The sequence below is a fragment of the Parabacteroides sp. PF5-9 genome (genome assembly GCF_029893105.1).
Lineage (GTDB): Bacteria > Bacteroidota > Bacteroidia > Bacteroidales > Tannerellaceae > JARXWG01.
In genome coordinates, this window is the sequence record NZ_JARXWG010000033.1 from 26,192 (window position 1) to 41,235 (window position 15,044).

At 39.5% G+C, this 15,044-nt stretch carries 9 protein-coding genes; 8 read left to right on the forward strand and 1 reads right to left on the reverse strand.

Annotated features, from left to right (window positions below):
• Positions 1–95: 95 nt before the first annotated feature.
• From M2135_RS14745 to M2135_RS14765, 4 genes are all read left to right on the forward strand, one after another.
• Positions 96–2,267, forward strand: coding sequence for a DUF5686 family protein (locus M2135_RS14745; RefSeq protein ID WP_280749293.1), 2,172 nt, complete (start codon positions 96–98; stop codon positions 2,265–2,267).
• Positions 2,268–3,037: 770 nt separating this feature from the next.
• A complete protein-coding gene (locus tag M2135_RS14750; protein ID WP_280749294.1) occupies positions 3,038–4,948 on the forward strand; it encodes an amidophosphoribosyltransferase in 1,911 nt (636 codons plus the stop codon).
• A gap of 56 nt (positions 4,949–5,004) precedes the next feature.
• A complete protein-coding gene (gene carB, locus M2135_RS14760) occupies positions 5,005–9,456 on the forward strand; it encodes a carbamoyl-phosphate synthase (glutamine-hydrolyzing) large subunit (protein WP_348537119.1) in 4,452 nt (1,483 codons plus the stop codon).
• A 157-nt stretch (positions 9,457–9,613) separates the two neighbouring features.
• Entirely contained in the window at positions 9,614–10,192 is a 579-nt protein-coding gene (locus M2135_RS14765; protein WP_280749295.1) for a Crp/Fnr family transcriptional regulator, read from the forward strand.
• A 204-nt stretch (positions 10,193–10,396) separates the two neighbouring features.
• Here M2135_RS14765 and fabD read toward each other — a convergent pair whose 3' ends face one another.
• Positions 10,397–11,278: an ACP S-malonyltransferase gene (fabD, locus tag M2135_RS14770; protein WP_280749296.1), complete on the reverse strand. Its 882-nt coding sequence runs from the start codon at positions 11,276–11,278 to the stop codon at positions 10,397–10,399.
• 142 nt (positions 11,279–11,420) lie between these two features.
• Here fabD and M2135_RS14775 point away from each other — a divergent pair, with 142 nt between their 5' ends.
• The 4 genes from M2135_RS14775 to M2135_RS14790 form a co-directional block, all read left to right on the forward strand.
• Positions 11,421–11,633, forward strand: a complete 213-nt coding sequence (locus tag M2135_RS14775; RefSeq protein ID WP_280749297.1) for a twin-arginine translocase TatA/TatE family subunit — start codon at positions 11,421–11,423, stop codon at positions 11,631–11,633.
• A gap of 6 nt (positions 11,634–11,639) precedes the next feature.
• Entirely contained in the window at positions 11,640–12,470 is an 831-nt protein-coding gene (tatC, locus tag M2135_RS14780) for a twin-arginine translocase subunit TatC (RefSeq protein ID WP_280749298.1), read from the forward strand.
• A 1,102-nt stretch (positions 12,471–13,572) separates the two neighbouring features.
• A complete protein-coding gene (locus M2135_RS14785; RefSeq protein WP_280749299.1) occupies positions 13,573–14,727 on the forward strand; it encodes a 6-bladed beta-propeller in 1,155 nt (384 codons plus the stop codon).
• A gap of 90 nt (positions 14,728–14,817) precedes the next feature.
• Positions 14,818–15,044, forward strand: a 227-nt coding sequence (locus M2135_RS14790; RefSeq protein ID WP_280749300.1) for a 6-bladed beta-propeller, incomplete at its 3' end; no start/stop codon positions are given.

Consider the following 15,044-nt stretch of genomic DNA (forward strand, 5'->3'; position numbering starts at 1 on the left):
AAGCTGAATTCTTAAGTGTAGGTAAAGCATTTCCTTTGCAAAGCAACAAAATGTACTATTCTTTTGTTATATTTGTGTAGCAATGACCGTTATAATTGAAGAAAAAACAGCTCATATTTATCCTATCCCTATTCTCTGTAAGTGTGCTCGCCGATAATATCGATACTTGCAGTGATGATGATTATTTACATGCCAGTCCGATTGGTAACCAAATATATGTTGATTCAATCATGCAACATATTATTACCAGTTCAGCTAAACATGCCAATCAGATCTCCCGTTATAAAGCGGAGATATACATTAAAGGCAGAACAGAAATCTTAAAAGAGAATTATCTGATCCGTTTTGGGCACCATTTATTCCCCTTGAATCGCAGAAATAAAGATATGCTTTTTGAGATGGTCAGTGAGTCCGAATACAATGCTCCGAACCATTACATCCACAATTTTAAAGCGGTCAATGGGAATAGCATCCCCAACAGTAAGAAACAACAAGAGGTGTTAACGTTTCTGAATATGAATGTCTACTCATCGACAAACTATGAGGATGAAGTTATAACACCGATGGCTCGTAATGCGATGCGGTTATATGATTACAGTATACAAGATGTGATCGATACGCTTGGAACAAGAGTCTATAAAATACGATTTCTCCCGAAGCAATTGAGCCAACGGCTGGTCAGTGGTGAGATGTATATTCGCGATAACTCCTGGTTGATCGAAAAAATAGACTTATATGGGCGTTATTATTTCGCTGAATTTAATCTGAAATTAAGTTTTAGTCAAGGCTTTCATCAATTTTTACTACCGGATAAGGCAGAACTTAACCTTCGATATAACATTTTGGGAAATGTGGTGGCGTCTACCTATCACACCTCGCTTAACTATAAAGAAGTCGAGTGGGTGGCAGAAGATAATGATCCACCGAAATGGAAACCGTTGGATTTGACCGATTATTTTGAATTGGCAACCGATACAATCCCTATCATTCGTGATTCGACCTATTGGAATAAAAAACGGGATCAATCGCTGACAGAAGAAGAACTTCAGATCCTTTATAACCGGGAGGAACGGATAGAAGAACCGGCAGATACAACAAATCATATTGATTACCTGGAGTTGACAGAGCAGTTGACGAATACGATTAAGATGGATTATAAAACGACCCGAATTCGTTATTCCGGTATTTTGAATCCGCTTCAACTGGGTTATTCCGGCAGGAATGGTATTACTTATAAACAACGTTTGAGGATTAATAAAACGTTGACAAATGGTCGTGAGTTGATGTTTCGACCGGAAATAGGCTATGTCTTTAAGCGGAAAGAGATTTTTTTTAAAATAGGAGGGGAGTATTTATACAAACCTGAGAAAAAAGGTGCAATCAGTTTAATGATAGCTAATGGAAATCAGAGTTATTCTTCGAAATTGATGAAAGAAATAGAGGTGCTGTTGAAAGACTCGGTGATCAATTTCAATGATCTGAATCTGGATTGTTTTCGGGACTATTATCTGGATTTACGCAATACGATAGAACTATCGAATGGCCTTTTATTTTCTTCGGGTCTTACTTATCACAGACGTGTACCGGAGAAGAAAAAGATAGACATAGACCCGGGTGACGATGTGGAAGAGTTGCTGAGTGAAGATTTCAATGATTTTGTGCCGTTTATAAGCTTATCCTATACCCCTCGTCAGTTTTACCGGATGAACGGGCATCGAAAACAATATGTTTATTCGTATTATCCGACTATTTCGATCGAATATGGGCAAGCGATCCCGGATGTATTGGGTAGTCTGGGGAATTATGGACGCATAGAGATGCAGGTGCACCAGAGTTTACCTTTAGGTTCGCTTCGAAGAATGAACTATTATGTAAGCGGAGGAGCTTATATAAACGCCAAATCGACCTATTTTGCGGATTTCCGCTATTTTGCACGACGTAATTTCCCGGAGTCATGGGAAGATCGTATCGGCGGAGTATTTCATCAATTGAACAGGTATTGGTTTAATGCCTCCGATCGATATGTGCAAGCACATTTGATGTATGAAAGTCCTTTTATACTCTCTCAGTTGTTTAAAAAGAAAGTCTCAAAATATGTTTTGTCCGAACGGGTGTATTTCGGACAATTATGGACTCCGGTACTACCAAGCTATACGGAAGTGGGATATGGTTTTGGTAATCTGATTTTTAATGTAGCTGTTTTTGCCGGATTCGACCGTTGGAAATACGAAGGACTCGGTGTTAGATTTACATTCGAATTGGATTGATTGATCTGAAGCGACAGACCGTTTTTTTGTGAGAGTGAAAGATGAGAGGTCTATAAAAAATTAAAGGTTGTCTCACGACAACCCATAACCAACTTTGTTAACCTTAAATCTAATACTATTATGAAAAAACCACAATGCAAAGATACAGAATAAAATAAATCCATTTGTAGATTAAGTATTAAAGAATGTTGTATAATATCCAATAAAACCTAATAAATCGATCAAATCGATGTTTTTTATAAATAAATGTATAAAAACGAGCCGTTTCCCCTTTTCATCGCTTTGCTTAAGATATAGGTCTATCTGTCATGATGTAGAAAGATTTGGATCATTAACGTGAGATAATAAGAAAAAGAAATTCAAATGTCCGAAGAGTTGTCCGAAAACACCGAGAGATAAAATCGTTTGACAATTGTCGAACGATCGTTCTATAATTATCAAATGATCATTCTACAAATGTCAAACGATCATTCGACAATTGTCAAACGATATTTCATCAACCTTTTTTCGGAGAAACATCCTGCTATTTTTTGGAAAAGGATTTGGGTGTATTGCTGATCTGTTTTACTTATTCTGTCAAATGTTGTCTTTTTGGTTTGTTTTGACTGTTGTTTGTGTCTAATTGTGTTTATTTATGTGATTGTTCTGACAAAATATCTCATAAAAGCAGTTTTAGTGTAAAAATGTTTATTCTTTTTAACACTAAAACAACAACATCTCGGTGAGATGTAAGTATCTTTGCCCTCGAATATAAAAAGATCGATTCTGCGATGGAAATTTTGAAGCATGAGTGTGGTGTTGCCATGGTCCGATTACTGAAACCTTTAGCGTATTATCATCAAAAATATGGAACATGGATGTATGGTCTCAACAAACTTTATTTGTTGATGGAGAAACAGCACAACCGCGGACAGGAGGGAGCCGGATTGGCTTGTGTTAAACTGGAGGCTGATCCCGGAGAAGAATATATGTTTCGTGAACGAGCGGTAGGCACCGGTGCTATTCCTGAAATTTTTGCGGCAGTTCATCAACATTACAAAGATTTAACCGAAGAAACACTCAATGATCCTTTATATGCCCAGGCGCATCTTCCTTTTGCCGGAGAACTTTATATGGGACATCTTCGATATAGCACCACCGGGAAATCAGGGCTTTCTTATATCCATCCGTTTTTACGCCGAAACAATTGGAGAGCAAAGAATCTGGCCTTGTGCGGCAACTTCAATTTAACAAATGTAGATGAGGTCTTTCAGGAAATAACAGCAATCGGACAACATCCCCGTCAGTATTCGGATACATATATTATGTTGGAACAGATGGGACATCGGTTGGATCGTGAAGTCGAACGGTTGTATATACAATCCGAGTCGGAAGGTATGACGGGAAAAGCGATTACTGAAGCCATAGAGCAGCGAATCGATCTGTCCAATGTGTTGAAAAAATGTCTGCCCTCATGGGATGGCGGATTCGTAATCTGCGGACTCACCGGAAGCGGCGAACTGTTCGGTGTACGTGATCCCTGGGGTATTCGTCCCGCGTTTTATTATATGGATGATGAAATCGTTGTTTTGGCTTCCGAACGACCGGTTATACAAACGGTAATGAATGTTCAGGCTGATGAGGTCAAAGAACTCAATCGGGGTGAAGCGCTATTGATAAATAAAGGCGGAGAAGTTCGTACCTCACAGATTGTTGCGCCGAAAGAGAACAAGGCCTGTTCTTTCGAACGTATCTATTTCTCCCGTGGAAGTGATGTCGATATTTACAAAGAGCGTAAGCGTTTGGGGGATAATCTGGTTCAACCGATATTAAAAGCGATTGATTATGATTTAAACCATACCGTTTTTTCATTTATACCCAATACGGCCGAAGTCGCTTTTTTCGGGATGGAAGAGGGGTTGAATAACTATTTGAATGGCCTGAAAAAAGAGTGGATTGCCGATCGTACACATCTGTTGCATACGGAAGAACTGGAACAGATCTTATCTATGCGTGTACGGACTGAGAAGGTGGCAATAAAAGATATCAAATTACGAACGTTTATCGCCGAAGGACATAGCCGGAATGATCTGGCGGCTCATGTGTATGATATTACGTATGGCAGTATCGAGCCGTTTGTGGATAATCTGGTGGTTATAGACGACAGTATTGTTCGTGGGACAACGTTGCGTCAAAGCATAATCGGCATATTAGACAGGCTTCATCCCCGGAAGATTATCATTGTTTCCTCTTCACCACAGGTCAGGTATCCTGATTATTATGGTATTGATATGTCGCGGATGAGTGAATTCATCGCATTTAAGGCGGCTGTTGCATTACTGGAAGAGCGCGGACAAACAGATGTTCTATTGAACGCCTATAAAAAAGCCAGAGAACAATACGCACAGCCCGACGGAACAATGATCAATTATGTTAAAGAGATATATCTTCCGTTCACTGTGGAAGAAATATCCGGTAAAATAGTTGAAATATTGACGCCGGCCGGAACAAAAGCCCGGGTAGAAATTGTTTACCAAACATTGGAGGGGTTGCATCTTTCGTGTCCGAATCATCCCGGCGACTGGTACTTCTCCGGTGATTATCCGACACCGGGAGGCACCCGAATGGTCAACAATGCGTTTATTCAGTTTATGGAAGATGAATATTTAAATAAAAACAGAAAATTGGTCATGGATAAATGATCAATTTTTTTGTATATGGCAAAAGAGTACAAACTTTTCAATAAAGTAGAGAGCATATGCATAAAGACAAAATCGCCACGCTTATTTTAGATGATGGCAGTATTTTTCAAGGTTTTTCATTTGGGTATGAAAAAGAGGTAAAAGGAGAAGTCGTATTTAATACAGCAATGACTGGTTATCCTGAAAGTCTGACAGATCCTTCTTATGCGGGGCAAATGATTGTCTCAACCTATCCGTTGGTAGGGAATTATGGGGTACCTCCCCGTACATTTAGTGAAAATGGGATCGCCACTTTAATGGAAAGTGAAAAGATACATGCCGAAGCGATTATAATCAGCGACTATAGCCATGAGTTTAGTCATTGGAATGCCGTTGAAAGTTTAGGCAGTTGGTTGAAAGATGAACAAGTTACGGGTATTTATGGTATCGATACGCGTGCGCTGACGAAGAAGTTGCGTGAACACGGGGTGATGATGGGAAAGATTGTCATTGAGGACAATCTCTCAATGGACAATGGACAAAGGACAAAGGATAATGGGAAGAGTCATTCTCTCTTGTCGGGTTTGTTTGGGAATTACGAAGAGGTGAACTACGTCGAACAGGTTTCTACCAAAGAAGTCATTACTTATGGGGAAGGTGAGGGTAAAAAGCGGGTTGTATTGATTGACTGTGGGGTAAAGCATAATATTATCAGAAGTTTACTAAACCGGGATGTAACGGTTATCCGTGTACCCTGGAATTATGACTTTACTCAATTGCACTATGATGGTTTGTTTATCAGTAATGGACCTGGTGATCCGGATACCTGTGTAGAGGCCGTAGAGCATATCCGTAAGGCATTAGACGGTGACAAACCGATTTGTGGGATCTGTATGGGCAACCAGTTGTTGGCAAAAGCAGGTGGTGCTTCTATCTTTAAATTGAAATATGGACACCGGAGTCATAACCAGCCGGTACGTATGGTTGGAACGGAACGCTGTTTTATTACCTCACAGAACCACGGTTATGCCGTGGATAATGATAGTTTAGGTGCCGACTGGGAACCTCTGTTTATCAATATGAATGATGGAACCAATGAAGGAATCAGACATAAAACCAAACCTTTCTTTTCTGCCCAGTTTCATCCGGAAGCATGTAGTGGTCCTACAGACACAGAATTCATATTCGACTTATTTGTCGAAACCCTAAGCACAAAACAATTGACAATTGACAATGGACAATTGACAATTAATAAAAATAATTCATCATCAAATAATTGTCAATTGTCAACTGTCCATTGTCAATTAGACAAGCACTTTCCCAAGAAAGTGCTTGTCTTAGGTTCTGGTGCGTTGAAAATCGGTGAAGCTGGTGAATTCGACTATTCAGGGAGCCAGGCCTTAAAAGCGATAAAAGAAGAAGGTATAGAAACAATCCTGATCAATCCGAATATCGCAACTGTTCAAACCTCGGAGGGGATTGCTGATAGAGTCTATTTTCTTCCGGTTACTCCGTTCTTTGTGGAGAAGGTGATTGAAAAAGAACGTCCGGAGGGGATTTTGCTTGCCTTTGGTGGACAGACAGCACTTAATTGTGGAGTCGCTCTTTACCGGAACGGGATATTGGAAAAATACAATGTCCGTGTATTGGGAACACCTGTACAGGCTATAATAGATACGGAAGACCGGGAGTTATTTGTCAGAAAACTGGATGAAATCGATGTAAAGACGATAAAGAGTGAAGCGGTAGATAATCTTGTTGATGCACGCAGAGCCGCTGCCGAACTGGGATATCCGGTTATTATTCGTGCGGCTTATGCCTTGGGAGGATTGGGATCCGGTTTCTGTGATAATGAAAAAGAACTCGATGTACTTGCAGAAAAAGCGTTTTCTTTTTCTCCTCAGGTTCTGGTCGAGAAGAGCCTGAAAGGATGGAAAGAGGTAGAATATGAGGTGGTGCGTGATAAATATGACAATTGTATCACCGTATGTAATATGGAAAATTTCGATCCATTAGGTATCCATACCGGCGAAAGTATTGTGATTGCTCCGTCACAAACCTTATCAAATACCGACTATCATAAACTTCGTGAGTTGGCCATAAAAATTATCCGGCATATCGGTATTGTTGGGGAATGTAACGTGCAATATGCCTATGATCCGGAAAGTGAAGATTATCGAGTGATTGAAGTCAATGCACGTTTAAGCCGTTCTTCTGCACTGGCCTCCAAAGCAACCGGTTATCCACTTGCCTTTGTTGCGGCAAAACTCGGTTTAGGTTATGGACTGTTTGAACTGAAAAATTCGGTCACTAAAACCACGAGTGCTTTTTTTGAACCGGCACTCGACTATGTCGTTTGTAAGATTCCACGCTGGGATTTAGGTAAATTCCATGGTGTTGCCCGTGAATTAGGATCCAGCATGAAGTCGGTCGGCGAGGTGATGGCTATCGGACGGACTTTTGAAGAAGCGATCCAGAAAGGACTGCGTATGATCGGGTTGGGAATGCACGGTTTTGTAGAAAATAAAGAGTTGGTGATTGCCGATATTGATAAAGCATTACGTGAACCGACTGATAGACGTATATTCGTGATTAGCAAAGCATTTCGTGCGGGATATACGATCGATCAGATACATGATCTGACTAAAATCGACCGATGGTTTCTACAGAAATTGTATGAAATTATCCGGACAGCAGATCGTTTAGCACGCTATGATACACCGTCGGATATACCGATGCGATTATTCAGACATGCCAAAATGCAAGGTTTCTCCGATTTTCAGATAGCAAGAGCCCTGTTTAAGGAACAAACGGAAGATCTGGAAAAAGCCTCTTTGACCGTTCGTAAGGAGCGCGAAAGCCGTCATATTCTTCCCGTAGTGAAACAAATTGATACCTTGGCAGCCGAATATCCGGCACAGACAAATTACCTCTATCTCACCTATAGCGGAATTGAAAATGATATCAACTATCAGGGAGACAAACGTTCAATCGTCGTACTCGGATCGGGGGCATACCGTATAGGCAGTTCCGTTGAATTCGACTGGTGTAGCGTACAAGCGCTTAACACGATCCGAAAAGAAGGTTGGCGCTCTGTTATGATCAATTACAATCCGGAGACCGTTTCTACCGACTACGATATGTGTGACCGTCTATACTTTGACGAATTGACATTCGAACGGGTGATGGATATATTGAATCTGGAGAATCCGCATGGGGTTATTGTTTCGACAGGCGGACAGATACCGAATAACCTGGCCATGCGGTTGGATGAGCAACGAGTACATATCTTGGGTACATCGGCTAAAAGTATCGATAACGCAGAAGATCGTGAAAAGTTCTCTATTATGCTCGACCGGATTGGAGTTGATCAACCTCGTTGGAAAGAACTTTCTTCATTGGAAGATATCAATCAATTTGTGGATGAAGTCGGGTTCCCGGTACTGGTTCGACCAAGCTATGTGCTTAGTGGAGCCGCAATGAATGTTTGTTCCAACCAGGAAGAACTTGAACGTTTTCTTCAATTGGCTGCTAATGTGAGTAAAAAGCATCCGGTGGTTGTCAGCCAGTTTATTGAATATGCCAAAGAGATCGAGGTAGATGCGGTTGCCGATAAAGGTGAAATCGTTATGTATGCGATCAGTGAACATATTGAGTTTGCCGGTGTACATTCAGGAGATGCCACCATTCAGTTCCCCGCACAAAAACTATATGTCGAAACAGTGCGTCGTATTAAACGAATCAGTAAACGTATAGCCAAAGAGTTAAATATCTCAGGACCATTTAATATTCAGTATCTTGCGAAAGGAAATGAGATTAAGGTGATCGAATGTAACCTGCGTGCTTCACGGAGTTTTCCTTTTGTAAGCAAGGTGTTGAAAATAAACTTTATCGAATTGGCAACACAGATTATGTTGGGACTATCGGTTGAGAAACCGGCAAAAAATGAATTCGATCTGGATTATGTGGGGATTAAAGCCTCTCAGTTTTCTTTCAATCGTTTACAAAAAGCCGATCCGGTACTTGGGGTTGATATGGCTTCTACCGGTGAAGTTGGTTGTTTAGGAGATGACCTCCCTGAAGCGATACTGACCAGTATGTTATCGGTGGGTCATCGTATACCGGAAAAAGGGATTCTCCTGTCGACGGGTAGCTCCAAACAGAAAGTAGCCATGTTGGATGCTGCAAAAATATTGAAGGCAAAAGGATATATCTTGTATGCGACCGGAGGAACTTATCGTTTTTTGGAAGAAAATAATATCCCATCAACAAAAGTCTATTGGCCTAGTGAGGAGGGACAACCGCAGGCATTGGATTTATTGCGTGATAAACAGATTGATATGGTCGTAAATATCCCGCGTGATTTAACGGCTCGCGAGTTAAGTAATGGCTATACGATCAGGCGTGCAGCCATCGATCTGAATATACCGTTAATAACAAATACCCGTTTAGCGAGTGCATTTATCGAAGCATTTTGCTCGTTAAGTGTGGATGATATCCAGATAAAAAGCTGGCAGGAATACAAATGATCCGGTAACCGGATCATTTGTCATTTCTCCATTGTCCATTGTCCATTGACAATGGACAATGGGCTCAGGCCGATCTTCTATCTTCCGGCATCCAACTTCTGACTTCTTGTAATTTTTTTTCTATATTTACGGCGAGAATTGAAAAAACTACCATGAAATGGATCAAAAGAAATTAATTGCACGAAGCATCGCCAGACTAATTGCGCCATTGAGTGAGGCAGCACTGAATGAACTTGCCAAAATTCTTGTTTGTACCGAAGTTAAAAAAAATCAGCTTTTTTTAAAAGAAGGAGAAGTCAGTAAACAGATCGGTTATGTCTCCAAGGGGATCATTCGGCAGTTTTACTACAAAAACAACAAAGACATCACAGAACATTTTGCGTATGAAGACGGATTATTCCTCTGTATCCAGAGTTTTATCGAACAAAAGCCGACGCGGGTGATGGTTGAAGCATTGGAAAATACAGTTGTATATGGGATTCCTTATGAACCGTTGATGGAGTTAATCGCCCAAGATAAAGAGTTGGAGTTCTTTTATCGGCGCGTATTGGAAATGTCGTTAATTCTTTCTCAGATGAAAACCGATTCGCTTCGTTTTGAAACGGCGAATGAGCGTTACAACCGTTTATTGCGTGAGCATCCTGAAGTCATTCGTAGAGTACCGTTATCACATATCGCTTCTTATCTGTTGATGACCCCAGAGACATTAAGCCGGGTACGGGCGAATCTCTCCTGATAGTTGATGAAAATCAAGAAAAAGATCTCATTGATATCAATTTGACATAAATCAAACTGATATCAATGAGATCTTTTAATATTTGTGACGGGATTTATCCCTTTACCAAAGCCTAATGTTACTATGATATACACAGATGGATTAGGTTAGTTTTTTTTAATTCTCAGGAAGGGATAAAGCAGCGGTTTTATCCCTTTTCTGTTTTTATTGCATGCCTTCGGTAGTCACCTCTTTGTTGATCTTTTTAACCAGTCCCTGTAATACATTTCCAGGTCCTAATTCAATAAAATGATCCGCTCCATCAGCGATCATATTCAATACCGTCTGTGTCCAACGTACCGGAGAGGTCAATTGAGCGATCAGATTCGTTTGAATGGTAGAAGGATCGGTCGCCGGTGAAGCATTGACATTCTGATACACCGGACAAACAGGTGTATTAAAGGTAGTCGCTTCTATGGCTGCGGCAAGCTCTGCACGTGCAGGTTCCATCAGTGGAGAATGGAACGCTCCACCGACATTCAACTTTAATGCTCTTTTAGCGCCGGCTGCCAATAGTTGTTCACAAGCAGCGTCGATACCGGGTATGCTTCCTGAGATCACTAATTGTCCGGGGCAGTTATAGTTGGCACAAACCACGATTTCATCTTGGATACTACCACAAATCTCTTCTACTTTTTCATCCGCCAAAGCCAGTACGGCAGCCATGGTCGACGGAGTCGCTTCACACGCTTTCTGCATGGCCATCGCTCTTTTGGACACTAATACCAGTCCGTCTTCAAAAGAGAGTGCGCCGGCAGCAACCAATGCAGAGAACTCGCCCAGAGAGTGTCCTGCCGTCATATCCGGTTGAAACTGATCACCCAATGTCTTGGCCAAAATCACCGAATGCAGAAATATGGCCGGTTGTGTAACTTTGGTTTGTCTCAGGTCTTCGTCTGTACCCGAGAACATCATATCTGTTATGCGGAATCCGAGGATATCGTTTGCTTTTTCAAACAATTCTTTGGCTAACGGATTGTTTTCGTAAAGGTCTTTGCCCATACCCACAAACTGCGCTCCCTGACCGGGAAATACATAAGCTTTCATTTTCTAATAATTTTCTAATTTCAGATTTTTAAGACCGTGCAAAGGTAATAAATTTGAAATAAACGATCTACAATCGGTTACAAATCGTATCTTTGCCTTAGTTAAAGAGTGCGTTTATTAAACATTTAAATTAAATTATATCATGACTGATTTATTATTTCTTGGAAATTTAGGAACTGGCGAAATCGTAATCATTGCCATTGTTGTGTTGTTATTATTCGGTGGAAAGAAAATTCCTGAACTGATGAAAGGGATCGGTAAAGGTGTGAGAAACTTTAAAGACGGTGTAAAAGGGATAGAAGACGATATTAAAATAGACGATACGACTACGAATAATACAGACTCAGAGAAATAAAACGAGATGCAACAAGATGAAATGTCATTCTGGGACCACCTGGAAGAACTTCGTTGGACTTTATTTCGTTCTCTATTAGCCCTGTTTATTTTTGCTATTCTGTTGTTCGCTTTTATGCGGGGCGAACATGGTCTTTTCGATATGGTTATCCTGGCTCCGACACGGGGTGATTTCATAACCTATCAACTCTTCTGTAAACTGGGGCAAATGTTGCATGTTGTCAGCGATTTTTGTGATACCGCTTTCAACATCCATATTTTCAACGTAAAGATGGCCTCCCAGTTCTTTACGCACATGACGACTTCGTTCTGGATTTCATTGGTATTGGCTTTTCCTTATTTAATGTATGAGATATGGAAGTTTATCAGTCCGGCGTTGTACGAGAACGAAAAGAATAATGTACGTTGGGTATTCCTGTTCGGAACGGTCATGTTTTTTATCGGATGTGCAGTCGGTTATTTTGCCGTATTTCCTGTTACATTACGTTTCTTGGCTACTTATCAGATCAGCGAATCGATCACAGAGCAGGTCTCATTGGAATCCTACATGGACAACTTTTTGATGTTGATCTTTATTATGGGGATTGTATTTGAAATGCCTTTAGTGTCCTGGCTATTATCTAAGCTTGGTTTATTAAATCGTTCATTTTTCCATAATTACAGACGACATGCAGTGGTTGCGCTATTGGTACTGGCCGCATTTATCACACCAAGTAGTGATCCGTTTACGTTGAGTATTGTATTTATACCATTATATGGACTATACGAATTGAGTGCCTTCTTTGTTAAACCGGCTCCGGTAGAGGATGATGACGATGACGATGACGAAGAAGAGTGACTGACTGAGGCGGCACAATAAAAAACAAAAAAAGACTATTCGAACAAACGGATAGTCTTTTTTTATACATACAAGCTTACGGTTTTATTCTACGCAATTATTGCGACAAATAGACCTCTTTTTCTCCGCAGAATAAATTTTCTCCGCATATTTTGCAAAGAAAATCATTCCACACCCGAACGCATGAAGTCTCTTGTTGTCATAAAAACAGCTAAAAACAGTACGACTATCAAAATGTCAAAACAGTACCGTTTTCCGATCTGTTTTCGGTGTTTCACTCAAGAGTACTCGCGAATATTGGATTCTCCCGGAGTTTAGTAAATACAAAATGCAGGTCAACCAATCTTGAACCACCACTTATTGACCGTGAAATAAAAATCGCGTAAATGATTTTCGGAGTGTTGTAATTCGAAATACATATTTTGATGGAGAAATGATTATTTCAAACGAGACTGTTTTTTAGCACCATCCAGGTGAAAAAAACATGATTTTTTGACTGTTTTTTATCGCGTTTTGCCTGTTACTGAAAAAGAACGCATTGTTTCTAGTAATTCATCTGCATCGTTGTTGCGTGTGTTCTAAATGGTTTTAAAAATCTTTTAGATAACTGTCGGACATCATTTGAATGATTTTTTCAATATTCGCTTTTGAGGTGTGAAAAAGGAGTGGAAAACCTTGTTTTTTCGTCTGGTTGGCCGCTTTTTCTTCTTTTGTATGTTATTGAAATGGCTTATTTTGTGTTATAATGACGTAATAATGGGTGATTTTATGGAATAGTGACATTAATGTGTTTTTAAGATTAAATGGTTGGTTGTTTTGATTTCGTTAACTTAAAAAAATAAAATAAAAATCCGTTTTCGGTTAATACGACTATTTTCCTATCGTTGAAAAGTAACGATTCCATCGTAATTATATTGAATAATGGTAACTTGTGACCAAATTGTGACCTCAAAAGCTTGGTTTTTCTATTTATTATCTATATCATTGATCGCAAAAACAGTCAAGTAGACAAAGTGGTTTCAATTAATTTATAATTGGCTAAATCCAATTTGCTATTTACAACTCATAATTCAAAAACGTGTCATATAAATCTACTATTGTCATGAAAAAATCATTAACAATTATAGCAACGATTCTGTTTGTTATGGCAGGGTGCGAAAGAAACAAACAAGCAGCAGGTACCATTGTTACTGTAGATGTTACGGGAAGTTATCCTGAAAAGGAGTTAATCCTTCAGGATTTTATGGACGTGGAATACATCCCGTTGGAAACGACAGACGAATTTATTACACACGGTGTGGTCATGGATGTCGGTAAAGAATTTATAATAGTAAAAAACCGTATCAACGATGGTAATATCTTCTTTTTTGATAGGAAAACCGGGAAAGCTATACGGAAAATAAACCGTTTTGGGCAAGGTGGCGAGGAATATGCATACATTGCGAAAATTGTCCTTGATGAAGCGTCTAATGAACTATTTGTCAAACATGCCAAAAAAATATCGGTATATGATTTATACGGAAATTTTAAAAGAAGTTTTAATTTCATAGACACAAACAGTGACTATACGAATGTATTTGATTATGACAGGGATAATTTGATTGTTTATAATAATATAGGTGATGGATTGATACCTGATCAATCGTCTTATCATGTGATTATTTCCAAACAAGACGGAAGTATTACCCGCGAGATCCCTATTTCTACCAAAGGGAATAAAACACTGGTTATATTTGGGGAGAACGATGAAAAAGCATTCCCTATATTTGACGCTATAACCCTTGGTTTTGGTAATTGGATACTTATGAATATTTCATCCGACACCATATATACATATTCGCCCAATGATAATATTAAACCTTTTATTGTGAGAACACCTTCCGTCTATTCTATGGATACAGAAGTATTTCTTTTCGTCGAGTGGGTTACCGACCGTTATTATTTTATGACAACCATGAAGAAAGAAATTGACGTAGAAACCATGAAAATACCCCTTATCCGTCTGGCTTATGACAAACAAGAAGGGACTATATTCAAATATACCATATATAATGATGATTGCACATATAAACGACCGGTATTTTGGACTTCATCGATCAATCATGATATTGCAACCTGGTATCCTTTTCAAGCGCCTGAACTGACCGAAGCTTTCGAAAAAGGTCAACTAAAAGGCCGATTAAATGAAATTGCTGCTGAATTAGATGAAGAATCCAATCCGGTGATTATGTTGGTGAAATATAAAAACAATAAATAAAGAAGTTCAAGGTTCAATGTTATAAATCAATAGAATGCTTTTTCTAACTTCAATCTTACAACTTCTTACTTCATTAATAAAAAATCAATTATGAAAAAACGAATTATCTGTCTATTAGTAGTACTGTTTATAGGAATAACGACCGGATGCAGAGAAAGTACGCAATCAACAGATGATTTTATCACTGTAGATGTAACAAAAAAATATCCTAAGAAGGAGCTAATTCTTCAGGATTTTTTGGATGTGGAATATATTCCGTTGGAAACTAAGGATGAGTTTATAACTACTGGTTTTGTGCAAGCTATCGGTAAAGATGT

Excerpts from the sequence above, each read along its gene's own strand:
- M2135_RS14750 (WP_280749294.1), top strand. The coding sequence starts at position 3,038 with ATGGAAATTTTGAAGCATGAGTGTGGTGTTGCCATGGTCCGATTACTG.
- carB (WP_348537119.1), top strand. The coding sequence starts at position 5,005 with ATGCATAAAGACAAAATCGCCACGCTTATTTTAGATGATGGCAGTATT.
- M2135_RS14765 (WP_280749295.1), top strand. The coding sequence starts at position 9,614 with ATGGATCAAAAGAAATTAATTGCACGAAGCATCGCCAGACTAATTGCG.
- fabD (WP_280749296.1), bottom strand. The coding sequence starts at position 11,278 with ATGAAAGCTTATGTATTTCCCGGTCAGGGAGCGCAGTTTGTGGGTATG.
- M2135_RS14775 (WP_280749297.1), top strand. The coding sequence starts at position 11,421 with ATGACTGATTTATTATTTCTTGGAAATTTAGGAACTGGCGAAATCGTA.
- tatC (WP_280749298.1), top strand. The coding sequence starts at position 11,640 with ATGCAACAAGATGAAATGTCATTCTGGGACCACCTGGAAGAACTTCGT.
- M2135_RS14785 (WP_280749299.1), top strand. The coding sequence starts at position 13,573 with ATGAAAAAATCATTAACAATTATAGCAACGATTCTGTTTGTTATGGCA.